This is a genomic window from Dictyoglomus sp., from assembly GCA_025060475.1.
GTDB lineage: Bacteria > Dictyoglomota > Dictyoglomia > Dictyoglomales > Dictyoglomaceae > NZ13-RE01.
Genome location: JANXBZ010000011.1, coordinates 33,576 through 57,869, shown reverse-complemented (window position 1 = coordinate 57,869; position 24,294 = coordinate 33,576). Strand labels below are relative to the sequence as shown.

Genomic DNA, 24,294 nt, shown 5'->3' with positions numbered 1-24,294 from the left:
TCCTTAAGTTCTAAGTTTTTATTGTTGAAGGCTCCGTTAATAAAATACTTTCAAAAAATATTAAATTTACCTGAATATTTTCCAATTCTATTTTCAAGACTCTTGGAAATTTATTATAGGAAAAAAGAATTATAAAGGAAAAGCTTTCTTTTGGTTTTATTATCTTATTTATAGGAAAAGAGAGCAAACTTTCTTTTAAAAGATTATTATATAATTGATCATTGTTTAATAATATTTCACGATAATTTCCAGTATTCTCAAGATAAAGTTTCATTTTACTTAAATCTAAATTTTTTTCTCCATGATTTTGTATTGTTACAAACAAAGGTAAGACTTTTTCAAAAATTGGCAAATTAAATCTTGGATAGTTTTTCAAATTTAATACTATAATTTTCAAAGGATAACTGGGATTATATGCATAATGAAAATTAAAAAAATTTGGATTTTTATTATTTATGAGATATCCTTCCACATGGAGCCTGATTAATTTCTCTTGAAATTGAAAATTGTTATAAACTTGGAGGAGTTTTGTATAATAATCTACAGCTATATTCCAAGGTATATAGCCTTTTTCAGGATTTTTCCAGAAAATATCTTCTTGCTCTTTAGCAATTTTTAATAATGTATTTATATTCTCACTATTTATTGCCAAAGAAAAATTTATAATTAGGAAAAAAATTAATAAAAAAAAGAGGAATTTCATAAATCCCTCCCGAAATTCTATTTTATGGTGGAGCTGGGGGGACTTGAACCCCCGACCTCTTCCGTGCCATGGAAGCGCGCTCCCTCTGCGCCACAGCCCCACTTTTTTGGAGGCGGCACCCGGACTCGAACCGGGGAATGGGAGATTTGCAATCTCCTGCCTTAGCCGCTTGGCGATGCCGCCTCTATATTGGAGCGGGTGACGGGAGTTGAACCCGCGACCCTCGGCTTGGGAAGCCGATGCTCTACCTCTGAGCTACACCCGCTCTTTTATAGTTAGAATAGAATTTTTTTCATTTTTTGTCAAGAATTGGAAATAGCCTAAAACAATAATCATCCGTCCCCTTAGAAAAAAATAAACATTTAGTAATAAAGATTGACAAATAAAAAAATCGCTATTATATTACAATTAAAATCTTATTTGGAGGTGATTAGTTTATGTGGAGAATCTTAAAGTCTCCAAGAATTTCTCTATTATTAATTGTATTAACTCTTTTTTCTATTATAATTTTTCCATCCTCAGCTCAAACATTGAACGTTAATCCCAATGGATGGCTTGATCAAGTTGTATTTATTCCTGAAAAAGATAGAGCAAAAGCTTTAGAAATGTTAATAAAGGGAGACATTGATATTTATTTTAATGAATTTGGAGACCCAGCACTTTTCAGAAGAATTAAAGAAGATCCAAATTTAACCTATGGAACATCCTTTGGTCTATATTATGAACTAACTTTTAATCCAGTAGGACCTACATATAAAGATGGAAGATTTAATCCTTTTAGTAATAAAAAAATAAGAGAGGCAATGAACTTGATTGTTGATAGAAAATACATTGTTGATGAAATTATGGGAGGACTTGGAGAAGCAAAATTTGTGCCTATAAATAAAGGATTTCCAGAGTATGAGAGATATAAAGATACCATTACAAAATTAGAGGAGCTTTATAAATATAATTTTGAAAAAGGAAAGAATATAATAACTTCAGAAATGAAAAAAATGGGAGCAGAGCTTCGAGGTGGAAAATGGTACTACAAAGGTAATCCTGTTGTAATAAAATTCCTCATAAGAATTGAAGATGCAAGAAAAATAATTGGTGATTATGTTTCTACTCAGCTTGAAAAATTAGGATTTACTGTAGAAAGAATGTATAGAACATCTCGTGAGGCATCACCTCTTTGGGTTAGAGGAAATCCTGAGGATGGACAATGGGATCTTTATACTGGTGGCTGGATAACTACAGTCCTTGCAAGGGATATGTCCGATAATTTTCAATTTTTCTATCTTCCTGATTCTCCTATGTCCTATTCTCCTCTTTGGAGAGCTTATAAGCCCGATAAAGAATTTAGAGATATTGCAAATAAACTTGCCCAGAGGAATTTTAAGAGCCTAGCAGAAAGAAACCTTCTTATGAGAAAAGCCTTGGAGCTTTCTCTTAAAGATTCTGTAAGAATATTTTTAGTTGATCAAAAAGCTGCATGGGCAAGAAGAAAAACCATAGATACAGCTGTAGATTTTGCTGGCGGAAATGCTGCAAGAATATGGCCCTATACTCTAAGAATTGCAGGAAGAGAGGGTGGAAATGTTAAAGTAGGAATGTTAGAAGTAATTATTGATCCATGGAATCTGATCGCAGGATCTAACTGGATGTATGATACTGTTATATATGAAGCAACACTCGGTAGAAACTGGATCTATCATCCATACACAGGTCTTCCTATTCTTCTAGGAATAGAAAGTGCAGAATTAACTGTTAACGCTGAAGTTCCTACATTCCCAAATAAAGGATCAGAAGGTTGGCTTAAGTTCAAGAAGGTTAAGACTGTATCTGTTCCATCTGACGCATGGTATGGTTGGGATGTAAAGAAACAGACTATGGTTACCGCAGGTGAAGCTGGAGTAAAAGAATCAAAAGTCAAAGTAGTAATAAACTATGGAGATGTCCTTGGAAAAAAGAAATATCATGATGGAACAGTTCAGAATCTTGCAGATTATATTGTAGAATTTATTATTGGATTTGAAAGAGCAAGTAAAGACAGCAAACTCTATGATGAATCTTATGTAGCTTCATTCAAATCTTGGAGAGAACAATTTGTAGCATGGAAGATAGTTAAAGAAAATCCATTAATAATAGAATACTACACTAACTACGCAGAACTTGATGCAGAGTTAACTGCTTTATGGCCTACAACTTCTGTACTATTCCCATGGCATGCTCACGCCTTAGGTATTAGAGCAGAGGAAGAAGGAAAACTCGCATTCTCAGCAAGTAAAGCTCAAGAAAAGAAAGTAGAATGGATGAATTACATAGGTGGTCCAAGTCTAGCGGTTCTAAAAGATATGTTAGAGAAATCTGAAAAAGATGCATATATTCCTTTCAAAGCTTTTGTTGGAAAGTATGTATCAGAAAGTTTAGCAAAAGAAAGATATGCATCACTAAAGAAATGGTTTGATAGATTTGGACATCTATGGGTTAGCAATGGTCCATATTACTTAGAGAAACCAGATATAACTGCTCATACAGTCTTACTAAAGAATTCAAAATTCTTAAAATAGAAGTAGTTTAATTATTTCCCAGGGAGGGTATTTCCTCCCTGGGATTTTTTTTGGTAAAATAAAGTTCATAAAATTAAATTACAAAAGGAGGTAGATTTCCATAGGAGAAATAGTAAAAATTCTTAAATATTTTTTAAGAAGGACTATAGTTTTATTTATAACGGTAGCTGTGGCAGTCTATTTAACTATTGTAGTCGCAAATGCTGGAGGATATGTAGATAAATTAATTGAGACAGAAATTAGAATGAATGTAGCTATGGCTATAAAAGAGGATCCAACTCTTAGAGGGTATACCGAAGAGCAGAAAATGAGTCTTATAGAGTCTCAAGTAAAAACTCAATTAAAAATGAAGGGTTTAGATAAACCCTTTTTTATAAGAAGTCTATATCATTTAAGGAATGCTCTTACCTTAGATTTGGGAACTGCAATGTGGATGACGAGTGATAGTGGATCTATGAAAGTTAAAAATATTATTCTCGAAAGACTTCCCCTTACTATTCTTTTATTTACCACAGCGACTGTATTAATTTTCTTTATTAATCTATTTCTTGGACTTAAATTATCTCAAAAATATGGTTCTTTCTTAGATAAATTAATTGTCTATCTTTCCCCCTTATCTACAATTCCTGGATGGTTTTATGGAATTTTTCTTCTTTTGATTTTTTACTCGTGGCTCCATATTCTTCCTCACGGAGGATTTATGGATTTCCCACCTCCTCCTACTCTCTGGGAGAAAATTTTGAGTGTGATTAAACATATGATTCTTCCATTATCTGCTTGGCTTATATCTTCAATCTTTGTGGGTACATACAGTGAAAGAAACTTTTTCTTGATTTATTCCACAGAAGATTACGTTGAAGTAGCAAGAGCAAAAGGTCTACCCCAAAAAGATGTAGAGAGAAAATATATTCTTCGACCAGCACTTCCCCCTATAATTACAAGTTTTGCTTTATCAGTAATTTCTTCCTGGATGGGAGCCATAATAACAGAACATATTTTCAGCTGGCCAGGATTAGGTATGGTTCTATCTCAAGCAATTGGAATGTTTGATGCTCCTGTAATTATAGGAGTAACGGTTATTTACGCGTATCTTTTGGCAGGAACAGTTTTATTATTAGATTTTATTTATGCTATTATTGATCCAAGAGTAAGAATATGAGGTGAGAAAAAGATGACAGAAGAATTATCTATCTATAGTTTAAAAGGAATATTTAAAGAAATATTAAGATATAAAATAGGTATATTCTCTCTTGCTATTTTTGCCTTTTTTATTATTCTTATAATATATGCAGTTATTGCAGTCCCATATGACAAGACTATTTCATTATGGAATGATAGTCAGGCATGGCTAAAATATCCAAGAAATGCTATACCTATTTGGTGGGGATTTTTGACGGGAAAAAACCTTCCAAGAAATATAGATCTCTCTAAAAAGGGTTTATTAAATGTGACCTCTCAAAATCCCAAAAAAATTGAAATTACTTATCCTTTTAATTATAATTACGATGATTTTCCTACGGATTTTAATATATTCTTCAAAAGTAATTTTAAAAATGAACCACCAACTGTAAAAATATTTTGGGAAAAACCCAATAAGGATAAGATTTTCTTGATAGAATATCAATTAGGCGGAGAAGAATCTACCTTATATTTAGGTAATGAAACATCTATCGAAGAAAAACTTACAGAATATTTGAAATCAAAATTAGAATATCATCCTCCCTACTCTGTAAGTGTTTTAAGGGGACTTTTTGTAGATACCTCAGGTAATATAAATATTGAAAAAGGAGAATATAAACTTCACATTGAAGTGGAATTTAAAAACCAAGAAGACACTATTGAAATTGAACCAATAATATACGGAAAGGTATATGGTATAGCAGGAACAGATCATTTAAGAAGACCTCTTGAATTAGCTCTTCTTTGGGGAACTCCTATTGATCTTGCCTTTGGATTAGGAGCATCCATAAGTATTACTCTTTTACATTTAATCTTAGCAACCATTAGTGGCTGGTTTGGAGGAAAAGTAGATTCATTTATACAACGATTAACAGAAATATATATGGTACTTCCTTTTCTTCCTCTTATGATCATGATTTCTTTATTTTATAAGCTTACTATTTGGAAACTTCTTTTTGTACTTATATTCTTGAGTTTGTTCGGAACAGGAGTAAAAACTCAAAGAGCTTTGGTTCTCCAAGTAAAAACCCTACCATATATTGAAGCTGCAAAGGCATATGGCGCGAGTAATTGGAGAATAATATTTCTATATATTATTCCCAAAATATTACCCCCAGTAATTCCAAGTCTTATAATATCAATACCTGCTTATGTATTTCTAGAAGCAATATTGTCTCTTTTTGGGGTTCTTGATCCTACTCAACCAACTTGGGGGAGAATAATTGAAGATGCTTTTAGAAATGGAGCTTTATATAAAGGATATTATTATTGGGTTTTAGAACCATCTTTTCTTCTAATATTAACAGCAGTATCTTTTGCATTATTAGGTTTTGTCATAGATAGAATTGTAAATCCAAAACTAAAGGAAATATAGGAGTGAAAGATATGGATGAGATAATCTTAAGAATAAAAAATTTTAGTATTTCTTATAAAACAAGAAAGGGAATCTTAGAAGCAGTAAGAAATGCAAATTTTGAGCTAAAAAAGGGAGAGACTTTAGCAATTGTAGGAGAATCAGGTTGTGGAAAAAGTTCATTAGCAAGGGGCATTATGCGTCTTTTTCCAAGAAATTTAGAAAGAGCTTCTGGCGAAATTTATTTAGATGGACAAGAAATTCTCTCATTAGACGAAGAAACTTTTAGAAAAAATATTCGATGGAGTAAAATTTCTATGGTTTTTCAAGGAGCTATGAATTCTCTTAATCCTGTATTAAAAGTAGTATATCAAGTAGCGGAACCATTAATAGTTCATACAAAAATAGACAAAGAAACTGCCTTCAAAAGAGCAAAAGAAATACTTAGCTTAGTTGGTATTTCAGAGTCCTTTGCAGAAAGATATCCTTTTGAACTATCTGGTGGTATGAAACAAAGAGTTGTTATTGCAATGGCTCTGATAACTAATCCTCAAATTGTAATACTTGATGAACCAACATCTGCATTAGATATCATAACTCAAGCTAATATTATGAATCTTCTTAAAATGCTTAAAAAAGAATTTAATTTAAGTTATATTTTCATTACCCATGATATTGCAACAGCAAGTGAGCTTGCGGATAGGGTAGCAGTAATGTATGCAGGAGAAATCGTAGAAATAAGTCCTGCTGAGTCTTTTTATCATAAACCTGCTCATGGATATACTATGATGCTTATTAATAGTGTGCCTACTTTAAAGACAGATAAAAAATTAAGATCTATCCCCGGAACCCCACCAAGTCTTATATCACCCCCAAAAGCTTGTAGATTTCATCCCCGATGTCAATATGTGATGGACATATGTAGGATCAAAGAGCCAGAAATGTTTAAAAAAGATGAAGAACATTTTGCAAAATGTTATATAGGTGAGAGCCATGAATAATGATCAAATTTTATTAAAAATTGAAAACTTAAAGGTATGGTTTGAAATTAAAAGAAGACTTATATCTCAACCTCTTTATGTAAGAGCTGTGGATGGAATAAATTTTGAATTGAAAAAAGGAGAATCCATTTCTCTTGTTGGAGAAAGTGGCAGTGGAAAAACTACTCTTGGTAAAACAATTTTAAAGTTATATGAACCAACCTCTGGAAAGATTTACTTTGATGGAAAGGATATAACTAATTTAAACTCGAATGATTTGAAATGGTATAGAAGAGAGACAGGTCTTATACAACAAGATCCTTTTGGTGCTCTTCCTCCTCATTTCACCGTTTATAGAATTCTTGAGGAACCATTACTAATTCATAAAATAGGAACTCCTGAGGAAAGAAAAGAAAGAATATTTAGAGCTTTAGAAGATGTCAAATTGACACCTGTCGAAGATTTTGCACCTAAATATCCCCATATGCTTTCTGGTGGACAGATGCAAAGAGTAGTCATTGCAAGAGCTTTGATTATGAGACCAAAACTTGTGATTGCAGATGAGCCTGTATCTATGCTTGATGCCTCAGTTAGAATTGAAATCTTAGATCTTCTTAGAGAATTACAGGAAAAGTTTCATATGAGCCTTATATATATAACCCATGATTTAGCTACTGTTAGGATGTTTTCTAATTGGATTTTCATTATGTATGCGGGAAATCTTGTAGAAAGAGCACATACTAATGAAATTTTAAATAATCCTCTTCATCCTTACACAAAAGCTCTTCTTTCTGCAATTCCAGATCCTGATCCTGAAAACAGAAAGAAACTAAGAGACGTTCCTCCAGGAGAACCACCAAATCTTATTGATCCACCTCCTGGCTGCAGATTCTCTCCAAGGTGTCAGTATGCAATGGAAATTTGTAGTACTGAACCTGCGGAAATAGAGGTAAAACCTAATCATTGGGTAAAATGTTGGTTATTTAATAAATAAAAGGGAGAGACTACATCTCTCCCTTTTTTAATCTCTTTAATCTATCTAAAACAATTTTATAACCATCTGCTCCATAATATAAAAATTTTTTAACCCTACTAATAGTTGCTGAGCTAGTACCTGTAACTTTTTCAATTTCTTCGTAAGATTTTCCTTCATCTAACATTTTTGCTACAACTAATCTTTGTGCTAAATCTCTTATTTCATTTATAGTACAAATATCCTCTAAAAATCTTAAAACCTCTTCTTCTGTCTCCAAAACTAAAATAGCACGAACTAATTCTTTAATATTCTCATCTAACCATTTAGGCTCATAATTCAAATACTTCACCCCCAATATTTTTAAGAACTTCTATAAAATTAGGAAAGGAAATATCAATACTCTCTCTTTCTACAATAGTTTCACCATCTGCTATAAGTCCTGCAATAGTAAAAGCCATTGCTAAACGATGATCATTAAAAGTTTCAATTTGTATTCCCTTAAGAGGAGTAGGTCCCTCAATATAAAAGCCCTCTGCTGTTTCTTCACCTTTCCCCCCCATTTTTCTAATGTTTTCTAAAATTCCTTTTATCCTATCAGATTCTTTAACTCTTAATTCTTCAACATTTCTAAAGTAACTTTTTCCCTTTGCTTGGGTTGCAATTACTGCTAATATCGGGATTTCATCAATTAATCTTGGAACTATATCCCCTTCTATAATAAATTCAGTTAAGTCTGAGGTTTTAACTAAGATATCTCCTACTTTTTCCTTTCCCCAATATTCTTCTTTTAATATATGAATCTTAGCACCACATTTTTTTAAGACTTCTAACATTCCTGTTCTTGTTGGGTTTAATCCACAATTTTTTAATATAATCTCTGAATTTGGAACTAGCAATGCTCCTGCTATTATGAAACTTGCAGAAGAAAAATCGCCAGGAATATAAAAATCTTTAGAGGAAAATTCTTCTATTCCATGGGTAATTATTTCTAAATCGTTTCTTATTAAAGGTAAATTAAGATATTCAAAAATTAGTTCTGTATGATTACGAGATAAAGAAGGTTCTATTATTTTTGTTTCTCCTTCTGCTAATAATCCAGCAAGAAGAAGACAGGATTTTACCTGAGCACTAGGAACAGGTAATTTGTAAGTTATTCCCCTTAATTTTTTTCCTTTAATAGCAATAGGAAGAAAATTTCCTTCTTTTCTTCCTATGATATGCGCTCCCATTTGAGAAAGAGGTTGAACTACTCTTCCCATCGGCCTTTTTTTTAGAGAACTATCTCCAGTTAACACACTAAATAAACCTTCCTGACCTGCTAATATTCCCAAAAGAATTCTTGCTGTTGTTCCCGAATTTCCAGCATCTAAGATATCTTCGGATTCTGATAATCCTCTTAATCCTCTGCCTTCCACATGAATTATATTATTCTCAATTTCTATCTTTACTCCCAATTTTTTTAGGCAGTTCATAGTAGAAATACAATCTTGACCAAATAAAAAATTCACAATCTTAGATTTTCCTTTGGCCAAAGAAGAGAAAATAAGAGCTCTATGAGAAATGGATTTGTCTCCTGGAATTTCTATTACTCCATTTAGGCCTTTACTTTTTTTTACCATTATTCTTCTCATGATTTCACCTCAATCTCTAATCTTTTTTCTCTAGATTTTTCTAAAAAATTCTTTAATTCGTTCCAATCTTTCATATTAATTTTTTCATAAACAATATTGAAAACTTTATAGAAATCATCTAATGCCTTTAAAATATTCTCTTCGTTTTCTTTTATGATATCCATCCAAAGATCTACAGGACTTTTCGCTAATCTTGTAGAATCTTTAAATCCTGATCCAGTAAAACATAAGTACTCTAGAGGAACAGAATAAGAAAGTATATATGAAATTATCTGAGGTAGATGACTTGTATATGATAATATTTTGTCATGTTCATAAGGTGAGATAATAAAGGGTTTTGCCCCAATTGATCTAATTAAAGATGTAATTTTATTAAGTTTTTCATCAGAAACTTCGGAGGATGGAGTTAAAAAGTATATTTTATCTTGAAAAAGTTTTACTTCTCCCTCTTTATATCCACCTTTTTCCTTTCCAGCAAGAGGATGTCCACCAATAAATATTTTTCTTAGAAATTTATCTTTTTCAATATAATTTATAATTTTTTCTTTTATACTTGCAGTATCCGTCAAAATCTGATTTTCATTTAAAAAATTTTTCAATTCATTAACAATTTCTAAAACTTTTGATGGATACACTGAAATGAAAATTACTTCACTTTCTTTTATTTCTTTCGATAATTTTTTTAAATTTGTATCTCCCTTTTCTATAATTCCATTATTTAAAAGATTATCTACTGCAGTTTTTTCTATATCTATACCCCATATAAATAATTTCTGTTCTTTAAATGCAAGAGCTAAAGAGGTGCCAATAAGTCCCAAACCTATTATTCCTATCTTCATATATTTCTACCTACAGCATTTGCAATCTTTACAAGATCTTTCATAAGACTTTCAAAAGCTGAGAAATTTAAAGACTGAGGCCCATCGGATAAAGCCTTTTCAGGATTAGGATGAACCTCTATAATTAAACCATCCGCTCCACATGCAATAGCTGCCTTTGCCATACTAGGTACTAATTTGTAACTTCCTGTTCCATGACTAGGATCAACAAAAACAGGAAGATGAGTTTTTTCTTTTAGAGCAGGAACAATATTTAAATCCAATGTATTTCTTGAAAAGTCAGAAAAACTTCTTATTCCTCTTTCACAAAGAATAACTTCGTTATTTCCTCCTAATAAAATATATTCTGCAGCAAAAAGCAATTCTTCTAAAGTTGCAGAAGGTCCTCTTTTTAAAAGAACAGGTTTTCTAATTTGTCCCACTTCTTTTAATAAGGTAAAATTTTGCATATTTCTTGCGCCGATTTGTACAATATCTATATAATCTAAGGCTTTTTCTAAATCTCGAGGATCCATTATTTCAGTAATCACAGGAATTTTAAATTCTTCTTTAATTTCATAAAGAAGTTTTAGACCCTCTATTCCTAAACCCTGAAAACTATAAGGAGATGTTCTTGGCTTAAAAACTCCTCCTCTTAATATTTTTGCGCCTTTTTCCTTTATAAACTTTGCAGTCTCTCTTAATTGTTCCTTACTTTCAACAGCACATGGCCCTGCCATAATAATTATAGTATTTCCACCAATTTCTATATCATTTATATAAATCTTTGTCCCTTCAGGTTTTAAATCTCGAAGAGTCAATTTATAAGGAGTTAAAATAGGTATAACCTTTTCAACAAAAGGAAGAACTTCTATTTGTTCCATTATTAATATTTTTTCTTCCATCCTTTTTTCTCCTATAGCTCCAATTACAGTTCTTGTTTCTCCCCTTGATATATGAGCACCATAATTAAATTCCTTTAGTTTTTCAACTACTTTCTGAATGTCCTCATCAGTAGCTGTAGGTCTTAATACTATTATCATTTCTTTACTCCTCCTTATTAATAACTTTTTTAACAATATCTAAAGATACTTCCTCACATATAAAAACCTCACCAATTTTTAAAGGGAGAATAAATCTAATCTTACTGGATAAAGCTTTTTTATCCCTCATAATATAAGGAAGTAAAGAAGAAAATTTATAAGAAAAGTCTAAATTAAAACCAAATTTCAATAAGATTTCCTTTATTTTTATATAAGTATCCTTTGAACAATAGTTAAGAAGATAAGATATTTTTGTTTCTAATAGCATTCCTATAGCTACAGCCTCTCCATGTAGAAATTTATTAAATCTTCCTTTTGCTTCAAGAGCATGTCCTATTGTATGTCCAAAATTTAATATCATTCTCAAATTCTTCTCCTTTTCATCTTTTTCGACTACGTATTTTTTACATAATATACTTTCTTTTATGATATATAAAAGAGATTTTTCATCTCTTTTTAGAATTTTCTCATAATTTTTATTTAAAAATTCAAATAAATCTTCATTTAAAATAACCCCATATTTAATAACTTCCGCTAAACCACTTTTAAATTCTCTTTCTGGGAGAGTATCGAGAGTTTTTACATCAATAAAGACTACTTTAGGATGATAAAAAGCTCCAACAAGATTTTTCCCTTCAGGGATATTTATTCCTACTTTACCTCCAATGGAACTATCAACCTGTGAAAGTAAAGTGGTAGGTATCTGTACATAATCTACACCTCTCAAATAAGTAGCAGAGACAAATCCAGCTAAGTCACCAATAACTCCTCCTCCTAACGCTACAATAATACATTTTCTATCTGCATTAGATTGAGCGAGAATTCTTTGAATCCTAATAAATTCCTTAAAGGATTTACTTTTTTCTCCAGGAGGAACAAATATAAAATTAGGTTTTATATTATTCTTTTCTAAACTCTTTTTAATTTCTTCGCCAAATTGCCAAGCTAAGAAAGGATGGGTAATTATAAACAGAGAAGAACAAGAAAAAAAGCAAGCTGGAAGAGAAGAAAGATAGTTTTCACCTATAAATATAGAATATTCATTCTGAGGAATATTTACTCTAATTTCTTCCATATTCTTTTATAAAGATATTTTCTATATTCTTCATAACTTCTTTTTATCTCAGAAAGATGGTCTCCTGAAAATTTCTTTAAAAATTCAGAGGCAATTACCCAAGAGACCATTGCTTCTCCTATAATACATACTGCAGGCACCACGCATACATCACTTCTTTCATAAAAACTTTCTTTTAATTTATGCTCCTTAAGATCAAAGGATAACAACGGTTTTCTTAAAGTAGGAATAGGCTTCACAGCTCCTCTTATTTTTATATTTTCTCCATTGGAAACTCCTCCCTCTATTCCTCCCATGTAATTTGTTTTTCTTTTAATTATTCCTCTTTCTTCTACAAAAGAATCTAAAACTTCAGATCCTCTTTTTTTTGAAATCAAAAAAGCTTCCCCAATTTCCACCCCTTTTACCGATGGAATACTTAGAATAGCTTGAGCTAACAAACCATCTAATCTTTTATCCCAATGAACATAACTTCCAAGTCCTGGAGGTACATTTCTGATTAAAACAATAAAAGTTCCTCCTAAAGTATCTCCCTCTTCTTTTGCTTTATCAATCAAGTTCTTAACCTTATTTTCTGACTCGAAATTTATCCATCTCAAATCAGAATTTTCGACTCTTTCCTTTAATTCGTCCCAAGAGAGATTATCAAATTTATCTTCGATTTCCCCGATAGATTCGGTATAACTTAATAATTCAATATTAAATTCTTTTAAAAAGATTTTTGCAAAAGCACCAACAGCAACCCTAATTGCAGTTTCTCTTGCACTTGCTCTTTCTAAAACATTTCTAATATCATCAAAATGATATTTTAAAACTCCTGGAAGATCCGCATGTCCAGGCCGAGGTATAGTTATAGGATTAATATGGGGTTCTTCTAAAATATTCATAATTTCTTTCCAGTTCTCCCAGTCTCTATTTTTTATTCTTAAAGTTATTGGTGAACCAAGAGTATAGCCTCCTCTTACTCCTGAAAGGATCTCTACTTCGTCCTTTTCAATTTTCATCCTTTCTCCTCTCCCATAGACTCTTTGTCTTTTTTCTAATTCTTTATTTATCTCATCAATAGAAACTTTTACTCCTGCTGGAAATCCTTCAATTATTGCAGTAAGGCATGGACCATGAGATTCTCCTGCAGTTAAAAAGCGCATAGATATTTCTCTCCCTCGTTTTTAAGAAATTCAAAAGGAGGCATAAAACCAAACCAGTTTTTCCAAGCATAGATGGCTTGATAAATAAGCATATCTAGCCCATTTTTCCATGGAATTTTTAGTTCTTCAGCCTGTAATATTAATGGAGTTTTATATGGATTATAAATTATATCGTAAACTAAATATATTCTTTCCTTAAAAGTTTTATTTATTTTAAAGGATAAAGTTTTTCCGTCTAATCCTACAGATGTTGTATTTATAAGTACAAAGGGATATTCTGAGAAATATTCTTTCTCTTCCCAGGAAATATACTCAGATTTTATATAAGGATAATAATATTTTAGATCTTTTATTAAATTTTCTCCTTTTTCTTTTGTTCGATTAGTGATATAAATTTTCTGAACACCATACTCTATTAAGGAAAAAGCTATAGCTCTTCCTGCGCCTCCTGCTCCTAATACTAAATAAGAAATATCCCTTGGAAGGTTTAAATCTTCTAAGGTTTTAATAAATCCCGGGACGTCTGTATTATCTCCAAACCATTTTCCATCTTTAACTGTTATTGTATTTACAGCTTTGATTTTTTGAGCCAAAATAGATATTTCATCTAAATAAGTAATCACTAATTCCTTATAGGGAATAGTAACATTTAACCCATAAAGAGGAAGATGTTTTAACCCCTCTAAAGCCTTATGAAATTTTTCATAGGGAATAGGAATATTTAAATAGATCGCAGGAATATTTAATTGTTTAAAAGCAAAATTATGCAAAATAAAGGATATGGAATGTTTTAAAGGATAGCCTATTAAACCTAAAATCTTCGTCTCTTGTGAAATCATAGTTTCCTTTCCCTGATATAAATTTGGGATTAATTTATCAAAAATTTAAGGTGTTGTCAATTAATGAGTTCGTTAGCCTTTAATGGGTATATCTATTCTTAATATTATCTGATTATCTCTATTGGAAAGATCTATAGCTAGATTATCCACATCAAATTTAGAATACCTAGAAATTGTCTTAATTAAATCTTCTTTTAATGCATCTACTAATCCTGGATCTATATGTATTCTGTCATATACTAACATAACTTGAAGTCTTTCTTTTGCTATATCTCTTGGAGATTTTTGTTTTCCTCCAAAATCAAAAATAGGCATTTTATCCTCCTAAATATTGAAAAATTTCCTTAATCTATCCCAAAGAGTGGACTCTACAAATAGATTATTCCAATCTACTTTTTCTCCTAAGAGACTGTCTACTATTAAATTAAATGCAATTCCTGCTTTGCTTTTATTATTATTAAAAATAATTGGTTCTCCCTTATTAACACTTACAATTATCTCCTCATCTTCAGGAATAATTCCTAAAAGTTTAATTGCAAGAACTTCCAAAACATCTTCTATTCCCAACATATCTCCTCTTTTTACCATATCAGGTCGAACTCTGTTTATAATAAGTACTGGATCTTTAAATCCGTTAGCTTCTAGAAGACCAATTACCCTGTCTGCATCCCTTACTGCTGCAACTTCTGGGGTTGTTATAACTATTGCAAAATCTGCCCCAGCAATAGCATTCCTAAAACCTTGCTCAATTCCAGCAGGACAATCAATAAGAATATAATCAAAAGATGTTCTTAATTCTTCAATTATTTCTATCATTTGATTTCTATTTATAGCATCTTTTTCTCGAGTTTGAGCAGCTGGAAGAAGAAAAAGATTTGATAATCTTTTATCTTTAATCAATGCTTGTCTAATTTGACACTTCTTTTCAGCAACATCCACAATAGTGTAAACTATTCTATTTTCCAATCCTAGTAGAAGATCTAAATTTCTTAATCCAATATCTGTGTCTACTAATGCTACATTATATCCTCTCATAGCTAAACCTGTTCCTATGTTTGCTACCGCTGTAGTTTTTCCCACCCCTCCCTTACCAGATGTTATTACAAAAGCTTTTCCCATTGTCTCCCTCCTAAAGAATATTTATACTTATCTTCAACTTCTCATCTTCTATATACACCCAATATCCAAAAGAAGAATCTAAAATTTTCTCCCCTTCCCATACAATGTCTGCAATTTGCATATGAACTGGACTTAAATATAATCCAAAAATTAAAGCTTTTCTATTTCTTTCCATCCCTGCATAAACAAAACCTTTAATTTTTCCTAATACAAAAATACTCTTCTCACTAATAATTTCTGCACCTGGATTAATATCTCCTATAATTAACAGACTATTTTTAGAATAGATTCTTTGTCCACTTCTTATAGGTCCTAAGATGATTTGAGCTATATTTTTATCTTCTAATTTTGTTGCAAAAATTTCTTTATATAACATTATACCAAATTCTTTAAAAATTTTCTGTTGAAAATTAATCCATTCTTCTTCATCTATTTTTTTATTTCTTAAATCTAAACTTATAGAAGCTCCTCTCAAAAAACTTTCCTTTCTGCTTAATTCTTCCCATATGAGCTCTTTAATTTCTTCCCAAGTAAGATTAGGATCCACAATAATTTTCAATCCCTCTTTTATATCTCCCTTAATGACTATCTTTTCCAACCCTCTCAACCTCTTTCTTCTCTAAGTATCTTATAATTTCACCTGCCTTTGGAGCACATTTTCCTCCACCACTTTTCCCATGTTCTACAAAAATTGATATTACATATCTCGGACTTTCCAAAGGAAAAAATGCTCCAAACCATGCATGACTATCTCCATGAGGATTTTGAGCTGTTCCTGTTTTTCCACCTACACTCCAAATTTCCCCTTTTGCAGACCTTCCTGTGCCTTTATCTACTACTAATTTCATTCCTTCTTTAAGAATTTTCCAGCTTTCAGGTTTTAGAGAAACTTTTCTTAAAATCTCAGGTTCAAAAACTTTAACAACTTCTCCTTGAGAATTTATGATCTTTTTAACTAAATGAGGTTTATATCCTAAACCTTCCGTAGCAATAATACTCATCATAAAGTGTATTTCTATGGGAGTAGTTAAAATATATCCTTGTCCTATGGACATGTTCAAAGTATCGCCCGGATACCAAGGTTCTTTTAACTTATTTTGTTTCCATGCTGGAGAAGGAATCAATCCTTTTAGTTCTCCTGGTAGATCTATACCTGTCTTTTCGTCTAATCCAAATTTTTTAGCCATTTTTGATATTTCATCAGGTCCAACTCTTAGGCCTAAATTATAGAAAACCACATTACAAGATTGGGCTATTCCTTCGAGAAAATCAATAGATCCGTGTCCTTCACTTTTCCAACAGCCAAAAAAGTTCTTTCCTAAGCTTATACCTCCCGAACAATAAAATTTTTCTCTTAAGGAAATCTTATTATTCTCTAAAACAGACAGAGCAACAATTAATTTAAATATGGAGCCTGGAGGATAAAGACTCGATATTGCTCTGTTGTTAAAAGGATCTTTTGGATTGTTTATAAGTTCTTCCCATTCCTTTTTAGAAAATCCAATAACAAACTTATTAGGATCAAAATCAGGATGGCTAACTAAGGCAAGAATTTCTCCACTCCATGGATCTGAAATTATTATTACTCCTACATCGTCACCTAATACTTTCTCAGCAAGCTCCTGTAAATCTTTATCAATAGTAAGAACTAATGTATTTCCCGGCTCAGGATCTTTACTTGGAAGAAGATTGTATTTCCTTTTATTCGAAAAAAGCTCTATACTTCTATAACCTTTTCTACCTCTCAAGTATCTTTCATATATTTTTTCTAATCCAGATTTTCCAATCATATCTCCAAGAGAATAATCAAAATCTTCTCCATTTAAAAATTCTTCTTTTCCTATTTCTCCTACATGCCCCAAAATATGAGAAGCCATACTTCCAAAAGGATAAGTTCTTTCAAGTTCCATATTAATAATAAACGATGGTAACTTCTTCCTATTACTCTCTAGTAAAGAAATCTCTTTATTATCAAGATTTTTCTTCAAAAGTACTGCAGGGTTATAAGAATTAATTTTTTTTAGATTTTTCTCTAATTCTTCAAAAGATAGGTTAAGAATTTTTGCAAGATTTTTAGTTTTGTTTTCATCAAATTCGTATGGAGGAACAAGATATAATGAGTATTTTACTTTATTTGATGCAAGAATATTTCCATTTCTATCTGTGATCAATCCTCGAGGAAAAGGTATAATTATAAATTTGAGATAATTTCTTTTAGAAAGATCATCATAAAAATCTCCCTTTATTATTTGAACATGAAAAAGCCTAAAAGCTAAAATAAATAATAGAACATGAATTATATATAAGAAACTCTTAGACTTCTTCATATTCAATTTTCTCTAAGTATTTTGGCAAAAATAGGTAAAAAGGCAAAAAGGCTATTAGATTAGACGAAGAAAAGAATAGAAATTTTCTAAAAATACCGAAATTTAAAAAAGAAGTGAAATTCCAAAACACCAAAGTTAACAAGCTAAAAAAAATTACTAAAACAAAAGAAAAGCTTTTATGAATGAGAAAAAGCCTTTTTTTCCAAAAATTCATTATAACCTCTAAAATAATCCAAAATATTAAAGAAAAATAAAAAGGTTTATAATAAAAAATTGATTCCCAAAAGGAAAAATATATAAGAAGCTCTCTTTTAAAAATTCCCTTTAAAGAGAGATATATAAAAAACAAAAGCAAAAAATATGGCTTAAAGTACTCAAATGATAATAAACCCTGTAATAAGGAAAAGATAGGAGGAAGAATGAAAACTAAAGCTTTTTGCAAACTACTACCCCCTCTAATTTGGAGAGGTCATAGAAAGGCAAAACTTTTATTTTAGGCAAAAAGTGACTTGAATTTTTATCAACTTCAGTAATATATCCTACCTTTAAACCATAAGGAACATACCCCTCTATGCCTGAAGTAATTACATTGAATCCACGCTCTATTCCACTGTCAGAAAATAAATATGATATTTCCATATAATCTAATGCACCTTTTATAACTCCTTGATCCTTTGTTTCAGGTATAACTACACCTACAGAAAAGGATGGATCAAAAATAGACTTTATTTCAGAATAATTCTCACCAACGTGTTCAATTATCCCAATTAACTGGTCTTTATAAATTATTGGCATGTTTTCCTTTAATCCATCCCGTTTTCCTTTATTAATTCTAAAATTTAGGTTCCAACTCAAGAAGTCTCTTCCGATTATAATAGCAGGAATTAACTCATAATTTTCTATCTTAAAATTTTTTATCCATGAAAACTCTTGAAGTCTCTTTATTTTTTCTAGAGAAAGTTTTAGGATAACATTTTCTTTATATAAACCTTCAGCTTCTTTTTGCCAATATTCTTTTTCTTTTTGCAAGTTTTTATATATTGTAACAAAATCATATAAATTTTTTCTAAACTCTCTTATACTTATTAATAAGTTTGAAAAATATCCTTGTATATAAGATATCCCATCTTCTAAAAATCCTTCCCCCCAAGAGATCAGAAATATTAAAGATATTAATGCTAAAATTCGCCACTTTAATTTTTTTTTATTCATTATTAATAGCTACTCAAATTTGGAAGAACCTGTTTATATTTTTCGTATTCTTCAATAATTTTTCCTGTTCCTTTAACCACACAATACAAAGGTTCTTCAGCTACAAAAGTATAAACACCCAGTTCTTCAGAAATGTATTCATCTAATCCTTTAAGAAGAGCTCCTCCCCCCGTTAAAACTATTCCCTTGTCCATTATATCTGCTGCAAGTTCAGGTGGGGTCTTTTCTAATGTATCTCTTATAGTATTGACAATTATATTTACAATTTCTCTTAGAGCATCTCTTACTTCTGTAGATGAAAGCTCTATAGTTCTTGGAACACCAGTTATAAGGTCTCTACCTTTTACTTCCATATATTCTTTATTTTCGTTCCCAAAATAAACATTTCCTAATTTTATTTTTATCTCTTCTGCAGTTCTCTCTCCAATATAAAGACTATATTTTTTCCTTATAAAATGTATAATAGCTTCATCCATCTCATCCCCCGCTATTTTTATAGAACTACTTACCACAATTCCTCCAAGCGAAATAACTGCAATTTCTGTAGTTCCACCACCAATATCTACAATAATATTGCCCGATGGTTCCCATATAGGAATATTCGCTCCAATTGCTGCAGCCATAGGTTCTGTAACTAAAAGAACATCTCTTGCTCCTGCTTGATACGCAGTATCTATTACTGCTCTTCTTTCTACAGAAGTAGTTCCCGACGGAATACCTATAACAATACGAGGACTAACAAAAAAGTCTCTTCTATTATGGGCTTTTTCAATAAAATATCTTAACATTTTTTCAGCAGACTCAAAATCTGCAATAACTCCATCTTTTAAAGGTCTTAAAGTAATAATTTCTTCTGGCGTTCTCCCCAGCATCTTTTTAGCTTCATCTCCAACGGCAATAACTTTCTTATCTTGTCTTCTAATAGCAACCATTGAAGGTTCAAATATTACTATTCCCTTTCCTCGAACATAAACTACTGTATTTGCAGTTCCCAAATCAATTCCTAAATCCTTTGAGAATATATTTGCTAAAAAATTAAAAGCCATAACTCCTCCTTCTTTCTTTGTTTATTTTAAAAAATCCTAACCCCTACTTTTTTCAAAAGTAAATATAAAGGGGCTAATGGTAATCCAACTATATTATAGTAATCACCTTCTATTTTTTCAATTAAAAGTGCTCCCTTCCCTTGAATACCATAAGCTCCAGCTTTATCCATAGGTTCTCCTGTTTCTACATAATTTATAATTTCTTCCATGGAATAATTTCTCATTTTTACTAAACTTTTTACAACTCTTGTAAAGTACCTATTTTCTGGTGTCTCCCAAACAACTACTCCTGTAAAAACCTGATGAGTTTTTCCTCTTAATTTTTTCAGCATATTAATAGCAGATTCTTTATCTTTAGGTTTTCCTAATATTTTGCCATCTAAAACAACAATAGTATCAGCACTTATAATAATAGCAGAATTAAAAACTTGGGAAACAGCCTTTGCTTTTTCTAATGCATTTCTTAAAACAACCTCTTTTGGGGATTTTTTATCTTCTCCTTCATCTTCTTCAATATTACTAGGATAAATAATAAAATCTAAACCTATCAGTTTCAAGAGAAATTCTCTTCTTGGAGAATTAGATGCAAGAACGATCTTTTTCATTTTTTGAAAGATTTGAATCCCTCCCCTAAAACTTCATGAGCTGGTGAAATTACAACAAAGGCTTTAGGATCATTCTTATGAATTATTTCTTTTAGTTTTCCAACTTCCGATTGACTAACAACGCAATATAATATCTCCTTTTCTTGTCCCGTGTAAAGTCCCATTCCATAGAGAATTGTAACTCCTCTTCCTAAATCATATAATATTTTTTCTCCAAGTTCCCTTGGTTTATCAGAAAATACCAAAGCTGCTTTTGTATAAGAAAGACCTTGTTGTACAAGATCAATTGCATATCCTTGAATAAGGATTACTAAAAGTGCATACAGAGCTAATTCAAAATTAAAGATAAATCCTGCAATTAAAACAATTATTCCATCAATTAATAAAAGAGCTTGACCTAAATTTAAACCAGAATAATGAGAAAGAATTTGAGCAAGAATGTCTGTTCCTCCTGTTGATCCTCCATATTTAAAGACAATTCCAAGACCAAATCCTCCAATAAGACCTCCGTAGACTGTAGCTAAAAAGTTATTAGTTATAGAAGGAAGAGGAAAAAATTGAAAAATATCTATTAGGATAGAAAGTAACAAAGTTCCTATAAAAGTCTTTATTCCAAAATGTAATCCTAATATTTTAACTCCTGAAATAAATATCGGTATATTCAAAATTATCATGACAACTCCAATAGGAAATTTAAGAGTATGAAAAAGAATAATGGCAATACCACTAACTCCTCCACCCACTAGCTTATTAGGTGCTAAAAAAACAACAATACTTATAGCAACCAAGAGAACTCCAACAAAAATTCCTAGATAATCTATGGCCTTTTTAAACATATACGTCAACTCCTAATAATATACAAATACAAAAAATAAAAAAGATTAGGAGCCCTTCTTATCAATCTTATTGGATCTTGAAGAATCCTATATAACCACTCTAAACCAAGATCTATAAAAATCTTAGGAGCTCTTCTTTTTTTTCCTGATAGAACATCAAAACTTCCCCCTACTCCCATTGCTATTCTTACTTTTAATTTATTCTTATTTTTGCTTATCCATATTTCTTGTTTTGGAGCTCCTAATGCAACAAACAATATTTTAGCTCCAGATTTATTTATATCTTCTATAATCTTTTCTTGAGAATCTTTTAGAAAATATCCATGATGATACCCCGCTATAGATATTCCTTTATAGTCCTTTTTTATTCTATCTATCAATTCTTCTAAAACTTCTTTCTTTGCACCCAAAAAATAGACAGGAATATTTTCTCTAATAGATAAATGAAGAATATATTTCATAGCATCAATTCCTGCAAGTTTTCTTAAATTTTTATATCCAAATTTCTTAGCAAGAAGAATTATTCCTATACCATCAGGAATATTTAAATCAGAATTTATTAACATATCTTTAAATATATCATCTCTCTCTGAGATTGAAATCATTTCTGCATTTGGGGTGAAAATAGAATGTACTTTTTCTTCTTTCAAAAAAGATATAACTTTGTTCTCAAAATCTTTTATATCTTCAAAAAAAGTAAATGGAATTCCTAAAATTTTTACTGTTTTCATATCTGAGACATAAGTTTCTCAAGTTCTTCTTTTAATGATTTTTTCTTATCCTCTACTTTGTATCTTAAGTATAAGTCTAAACCATCCTCTTCTTTTAGTTGAATCCATAAGGGTAAAAATCGATCTAAGTCATTAATTTTCAGATAAAATTTCCATCCTAAATCTTCCAAGTATGCTTCTATCTTCTCATCGTAGGATATTGCAAGAAAGGGGATATAGAAAATAGATGCTAAGATCAACGAATGAAGACGCATTCCAATAAAATATTTACAAGAGGAAAATTTATCAATAAAATTTTCATCAAAATATGGTACAACGTCAATATCTTTTTTTGCTTCTTGAGAAAGACTATTAAAAAACTTTAAATCTAAAGAATCTTGAAAAGAAAAAAATATTACTCTCTCATTTTTTTTTAGGTTCTTTAAAATGTTCTCAAGATCATTTATATTAATCCCTTTCCAAGGTCTAAAATTTACACCTACATAATTTTTATTTAAACTTCGTTTTTCAAACTTTGAAAGAAATGCTATGTCAGGAATTATATAAAGCTTTTCTCTTGGAATACCAATGTTAATCAAATATTTGAAAGAAAAACTATCTCTTAAATATATTTTTTCACATAATAGAAGAGAAATTTTCACTAAATACTTACTTATAGCGTACTTAAAAGGTGAAAAGCTTTGTCCAAGGAGATATATTTTTTTTCCTTTTAAAAAGGAAAGCCAAAGGATAGAAAGATAATAAATAAGAGATCTTAAGCTTGTTTTATCCTGGAATATCCCCCCTCCGCCTCCTATTATTATATCTGCCCAATTTATTCCTTTGAATAATTCCAAAGGTTTAAACTTCTGAAAGGTAATTAAATTTTTATAATAATCTTTATTAGAAGTGAGCACACCTAAATTAAATCTTTTTTCAAAACAATCTCTAAGATTCTCTAAAATTAATTCGTCGCCTAAGTTTTTTTCTCCATAATATCCAAAAATCAAAATATTTTTCATGTTATTTAGAAAACCCTTTTAACTTCTGCCATTCTTTATAAAGATAAGCTTCAATGAAGGGATCTAAGTCTCCATCAATTACCCCTTGAATATTACCAATTTCCAATCCTGTTCTATGATCCTTCACCAGAGTATATGGATGAAAGACATAAGATCTTATCTGATTTCCCCAGCTTATCTCCTGAACTTCTCCTTTTAAAGCTTGTATTTGTTCCCTTCTTTTCTTTTCTTCTAATTCTTCTAATCTCGCCTTTAAAATTCTCAAAGCCATTTCCTTATTAGCATGTTGAGACCTTTCATTTTGGCATTGAACAACTATTCCTGTGGGAATATGAGTAATTCTTACTGCAGACTCTACTTTATTCACATGTTGCCCCCCTGCCCCACCTGCTCTGAAAGTTTCTATTTTCAAGTCTTCTGGTTTTATTTCAACTTTGCTATCAGGAAGTTCTGGTATTACTTCTACTAGAGCAAAAGATGTATGCCTTCTATGATTTGCGTCAAAAGGAGAAATTCTTACTAATCTATGCACTCCTTTCTCACTTTTTAAATAACCATATGCATTTTCACCCTCAATCAATAAAGTAGCACTCTTTATCCCTGCTTCTTCTCCCTGAGATATATCAATAATTTTAACCTTAAAATTTTTCTTCTCTGCCCATCTTATATACATTCTTAAAAGAATTTCAGTCCAGTCCTGAGCATCGGTACCTCCTGTTCCCGCATGAAGGGATAAGATAGCATTTACTTTATCATGAGGATCTTGAAGGATAGAATCTAGTTCAAAAGATTTAAGTAATTTCTCACAATTTTTTAATCTGATAGAAAATTCATTTTTATATTCTTCTCCTTCTTCTATAAGTTCTTTCCATTCTGCGAGTTCTTTTATTTCTTTTTCTAAAAAGTACCACTTTTCTAATCTTTCTTTAAGTCTTTTATATTTTGTTGTCAAATCTTTAAGCTTTTCTGGATCGTGCCAACTTTCTTTGGAGATTTTGTCTTCTAAGATTTTCAGTTCTTCTTCCTCTTTGTCTATATCAAAGATAACCTCTTAGTTGTTCAAATTTTGAAATTAACTCTTGATATGTATTCTCTAATTCTATAGAAGATATTGCCATA

General features: G+C 30.9%; 24 protein-coding genes and 3 tRNA genes. 5 read left to right on the top strand and 22 right to left on the bottom strand.

What is annotated here, in order from left to right; all coding sequences use genetic code 11:
- Positions 1 to 10: 10 nt before the first annotated feature.
- The 4 genes from NZ841_07145 to NZ841_07130 form a co-directional block, all read right to left on the bottom strand.
- Positions 11 to 703, bottom strand: coding sequence for a hypothetical protein (locus NZ841_07145; protein MCS7202531.1), 693 nt, complete (start codon positions 701 to 703; stop codon positions 11 to 13).
- A 25-nt stretch (positions 704 to 728) separates the two neighbouring features.
- Positions 729 to 803 (bottom strand) — tRNA-Ala (locus NZ841_07140).
- Positions 804 to 810: 7 nt separating this feature from the next.
- Positions 811 to 886: transfer RNA gene (locus NZ841_07135), tRNA-Cys, on the bottom strand.
- Positions 887 to 893: 7 nt separating this feature from the next.
- Positions 894 to 968 (bottom strand) — tRNA-Gly (locus NZ841_07130).
- Between the two features lie 172 nt (positions 969 to 1,140).
- On the opposite strand from NZ841_07130, the gene NZ841_07125 reads away from it, so the two are divergent.
- From NZ841_07125 to NZ841_07105, 5 genes are all read left to right on the top strand, one after another.
- Positions 1,141 to 3,255: an ABC transporter substrate-binding protein gene (locus NZ841_07125; GenBank protein ID MCS7202530.1), complete on the top strand. Its 2,115-nt coding sequence runs from the start codon at positions 1,141 to 1,143 to the stop codon at positions 3,253 to 3,255.
- Between the two features lie 169 nt (positions 3,256 to 3,424).
- Entirely contained in the window at positions 3,425 to 4,414 is a 990-nt protein-coding gene (locus NZ841_07120; GenBank protein MCS7202529.1) for an ABC transporter permease, read from the top strand.
- 12 nt (positions 4,415 to 4,426) lie between these two features.
- The gene (locus NZ841_07115) at positions 4,427 to 5,809 is read left to right on the top strand and encodes an ABC transporter permease (GenBank protein MCS7202528.1); all 1,383 of its coding nucleotides are present in this window, start codon (positions 4,427 to 4,429) and stop codon (positions 5,807 to 5,809) included.
- An 11-nt stretch (positions 5,810 to 5,820) separates the two neighbouring features.
- Positions 5,821 to 6,789: an ABC transporter ATP-binding protein gene (locus NZ841_07110; GenBank protein ID MCS7202527.1), complete on the top strand. Its 969-nt coding sequence runs from the start codon at positions 5,821 to 5,823 to the stop codon at positions 6,787 to 6,789.
- A complete protein-coding gene (locus NZ841_07105; GenBank protein ID MCS7202526.1) occupies positions 6,782 to 7,762 on the top strand; it encodes an ABC transporter ATP-binding protein in 981 nt (326 codons plus the stop codon). Before NZ841_07110 ends, NZ841_07105 begins: the two co-directional genes overlap by 8 nt.
- Positions 7,763 to 7,772: 10 nt before the next feature.
- Here the strand turns inward: NZ841_07105 and NZ841_07100 are convergent, their stop codons facing one another.
- The 18 genes from NZ841_07100 to prfB form a co-directional block, all read right to left on the bottom strand.
- Entirely contained in the window at positions 7,773 to 8,093 is a 321-nt protein-coding gene (locus NZ841_07100; GenBank protein MCS7202525.1) for a YerC/YecD family TrpR-related protein, read from the bottom strand.
- Positions 8,074 to 9,375, bottom strand: coding sequence for a 3-phosphoshikimate 1-carboxyvinyltransferase (gene aroA / locus NZ841_07095; protein MCS7202524.1), 1,302 nt, complete (start codon positions 9,373 to 9,375; stop codon positions 8,074 to 8,076). Before aroA ends, NZ841_07100 begins: the two co-directional genes overlap by 20 nt.
- A complete protein-coding gene (locus tag NZ841_07090; GenBank protein MCS7202523.1) occupies positions 9,372 to 10,214 on the bottom strand; it encodes a prephenate dehydrogenase in 843 nt (280 codons plus the stop codon). Before NZ841_07090 ends, aroA begins: the two co-directional genes overlap by 4 nt.
- Positions 10,211 to 11,236 carry a 3-deoxy-7-phosphoheptulonate synthase gene (gene aroF, locus NZ841_07085; GenBank protein ID MCS7202522.1) on the bottom strand — a complete coding sequence of 342 codons (1,026 nt, stop codon included), beginning with the start codon at positions 11,234 to 11,236 and terminating at the stop codon, positions 10,211 to 10,213. Before aroF ends, NZ841_07090 begins: the two co-directional genes overlap by 4 nt.
- Before the next feature lie 4 nt (positions 11,237 to 11,240).
- A complete protein-coding gene (gene aroB / locus NZ841_07080; protein MCS7202521.1) occupies positions 11,241 to 12,311 on the bottom strand; it encodes a 3-dehydroquinate synthase in 1,071 nt (356 codons plus the stop codon).
- Positions 12,293 to 13,459, bottom strand: a complete 1,167-nt coding sequence (gene aroC, locus NZ841_07075; GenBank protein ID MCS7202520.1) for a chorismate synthase — start codon at positions 13,457 to 13,459, stop codon at positions 12,293 to 12,295. The genes aroB and aroC overlap by 19 nt, the downstream gene beginning before the upstream one ends.
- Positions 13,447 to 14,298: a shikimate dehydrogenase gene (gene aroE, locus NZ841_07070; GenBank protein ID MCS7202519.1), complete on the bottom strand. Its 852-nt coding sequence runs from the start codon at positions 14,296 to 14,298 to the stop codon at positions 13,447 to 13,449. The genes aroC and aroE overlap by 13 nt, the downstream gene beginning before the upstream one ends.
- Positions 14,299 to 14,370: 72 nt before the next feature.
- Entirely contained in the window at positions 14,371 to 14,613 is a 243-nt protein-coding gene (gene minE, locus NZ841_07065; GenBank protein MCS7202518.1) for a cell division topological specificity factor MinE, read from the bottom strand.
- 9 nt (positions 14,614 to 14,622) lie between these two features.
- Positions 14,623 to 15,417, bottom strand: coding sequence for a septum site-determining protein MinD (gene minD, locus NZ841_07060; GenBank protein ID MCS7202517.1), 795 nt, complete (start codon positions 15,415 to 15,417; stop codon positions 14,623 to 14,625).
- Positions 15,418 to 15,427: 10 nt separating this feature from the next.
- A complete protein-coding gene (locus tag NZ841_07055; protein MCS7202516.1) occupies positions 15,428 to 16,015 on the bottom strand; it encodes a septum site-determining protein MinC in 588 nt (195 codons plus the stop codon).
- A complete protein-coding gene (mrdA, locus tag NZ841_07050; protein MCS7202515.1) occupies positions 15,996 to 17,744 on the bottom strand; it encodes a penicillin-binding protein 2 in 1,749 nt (582 codons plus the stop codon). The genes NZ841_07055 and mrdA overlap by 20 nt, the downstream gene beginning before the upstream one ends.
- Before the next feature lie 426 nt (positions 17,745 to 18,170).
- Positions 18,171 to 18,956 (bottom strand): rod shape-determining protein MreC, encoded by a 786-nt coding sequence (locus NZ841_07045; protein MCS7202514.1) that lies wholly within the window; start codon positions 18,954 to 18,956, stop codon positions 18,171 to 18,173.
- 2 nt (positions 18,957 to 18,958) lie between these two features.
- Positions 18,959 to 20,002: a rod shape-determining protein gene (locus NZ841_07040; GenBank protein MCS7202513.1), complete on the bottom strand. Its 1,044-nt coding sequence runs from the start codon at positions 20,000 to 20,002 to the stop codon at positions 18,959 to 18,961.
- Positions 20,003 to 20,028: 26 nt separating this feature from the next.
- The gene (locus NZ841_07035) at positions 20,029 to 20,607 is read right to left on the bottom strand and encodes a Maf family protein (protein MCS7202512.1); all 579 of its coding nucleotides are present in this window, start codon (positions 20,605 to 20,607) and stop codon (positions 20,029 to 20,031) included.
- Positions 20,604 to 21,443, bottom strand: coding sequence for a YitT family protein (locus NZ841_07030; GenBank protein ID MCS7202511.1), 840 nt, complete (start codon positions 21,441 to 21,443; stop codon positions 20,604 to 20,606). Before NZ841_07030 ends, NZ841_07035 begins: the two co-directional genes overlap by 4 nt.
- A gap of 5 nt (positions 21,444 to 21,448) precedes the next feature.
- A complete protein-coding gene (locus tag NZ841_07025; GenBank protein MCS7202510.1) occupies positions 21,449 to 22,174 on the bottom strand; it encodes a WecB/TagA/CpsF family glycosyltransferase in 726 nt (241 codons plus the stop codon).
- Complete coding sequence (gene csaB, locus NZ841_07020) at positions 22,171 to 23,175, bottom strand: polysaccharide pyruvyl transferase CsaB (protein MCS7202509.1); 1,005 nt, start codon at positions 23,173 to 23,175, stop codon at positions 22,171 to 22,173. Before csaB ends, NZ841_07025 begins: the two co-directional genes overlap by 4 nt.
- A gap of 1 nt (position 23,176) precedes the next feature.
- Positions 23,177 to 24,293, bottom strand: a protein-coding gene (gene prfB, locus NZ841_07015) for a peptide chain release factor 2 (GenBank protein MCS7202508.1) whose coding sequence is annotated in 2 segments (ribosomal slippage) — positions 23,177 to 24,214 and positions 24,216 to 24,293 — 1,116 coding nt in all. Because the reading frame shifts where the segments join, the coding sequence is not laid out codon by codon here.
- Between the last annotated feature and the right edge of the window lies 1 nt (position 24,294).

Excerpts from the sequence above, each read along its gene's own strand:
- NZ841_07145 (MCS7202531.1), bottom strand. The coding sequence starts at position 703 with ATGAAATTCCTCTTTTTTTTATTAATTTTTTTCCTAATTATAAATTTT.
- NZ841_07125 (MCS7202530.1), top strand. The coding sequence starts at position 1,141 with ATGTGGAGAATCTTAAAGTCTCCAAGAATTTCTCTATTATTAATTGTA.
- NZ841_07115 (MCS7202528.1), top strand. The coding sequence starts at position 4,427 with ATGACAGAAGAATTATCTATCTATAGTTTAAAAGGAATATTTAAAGAA.
- NZ841_07110 (MCS7202527.1), top strand. The coding sequence starts at position 5,821 with ATGGATGAGATAATCTTAAGAATAAAAAATTTTAGTATTTCTTATAAA.
- NZ841_07105 (MCS7202526.1), top strand. The coding sequence starts at position 6,782 with ATGAATAATGATCAAATTTTATTAAAAATTGAAAACTTAAAGGTATGG.
- aroA (MCS7202524.1), bottom strand. The coding sequence starts at position 9,375 with ATGAGAAGAATAATGGTAAAAAAAAGTAAAGGCCTAAATGGAGTAATA.
- NZ841_07090 (MCS7202523.1), bottom strand. The coding sequence starts at position 10,214 with ATGAAGATAGGAATAATAGGTTTGGGACTTATTGGCACCTCTTTAGCT.
- aroF (MCS7202522.1), bottom strand. The coding sequence starts at position 11,236 with ATGATAATAGTATTAAGACCTACAGCTACTGATGAGGACATTCAGAAA.
- aroB (MCS7202521.1), bottom strand. The coding sequence starts at position 12,311 with ATGGAAGAAATTAGAGTAAATATTCCTCAGAATGAATATTCTATATTT.
- aroC (MCS7202520.1), bottom strand. The coding sequence starts at position 13,459 with ATGCGCTTTTTAACTGCAGGAGAATCTCATGGTCCATGCCTTACTGCA.
- aroE (MCS7202519.1), bottom strand. The coding sequence starts at position 14,298 with ATGATTTCACAAGAGACGAAGATTTTAGGTTTAATAGGCTATCCTTTA.
- minE (MCS7202518.1), bottom strand. The coding sequence starts at position 14,613 with ATGCCTATTTTTGATTTTGGAGGAAAACAAAAATCTCCAAGAGATATA.
- minD (MCS7202517.1), bottom strand. The coding sequence starts at position 15,417 with ATGGGAAAAGCTTTTGTAATAACATCTGGTAAGGGAGGGGTGGGAAAA.
- mrdA (MCS7202515.1), bottom strand. The coding sequence starts at position 17,744 with ATGAAGAAGTCTAAGAGTTTCTTATATATAATTCATGTTCTATTATTT.
- NZ841_07045 (MCS7202514.1), bottom strand. The coding sequence starts at position 18,956 with ATGAATAAAAAAAAATTAAAGTGGCGAATTTTAGCATTAATATCTTTA.
- NZ841_07040 (MCS7202513.1), bottom strand. The coding sequence starts at position 20,002 with ATGGCTTTTAATTTTTTAGCAAATATATTCTCAAAGGATTTAGGAATT.
- NZ841_07035 (MCS7202512.1), bottom strand. The coding sequence starts at position 20,607 with ATGAAAAAGATCGTTCTTGCATCTAATTCTCCAAGAAGAGAATTTCTC.
- NZ841_07030 (MCS7202511.1), bottom strand. The coding sequence starts at position 21,443 with ATGTTTAAAAAGGCCATAGATTATCTAGGAATTTTTGTTGGAGTTCTC.
- NZ841_07025 (MCS7202510.1), bottom strand. The coding sequence starts at position 22,174 with ATGAAAACAGTAAAAATTTTAGGAATTCCATTTACTTTTTTTGAAGAT.
- csaB (MCS7202509.1), bottom strand. The coding sequence starts at position 23,175 with ATGAAAAATATTTTGATTTTTGGATATTATGGAGAAAAAAACTTAGGC.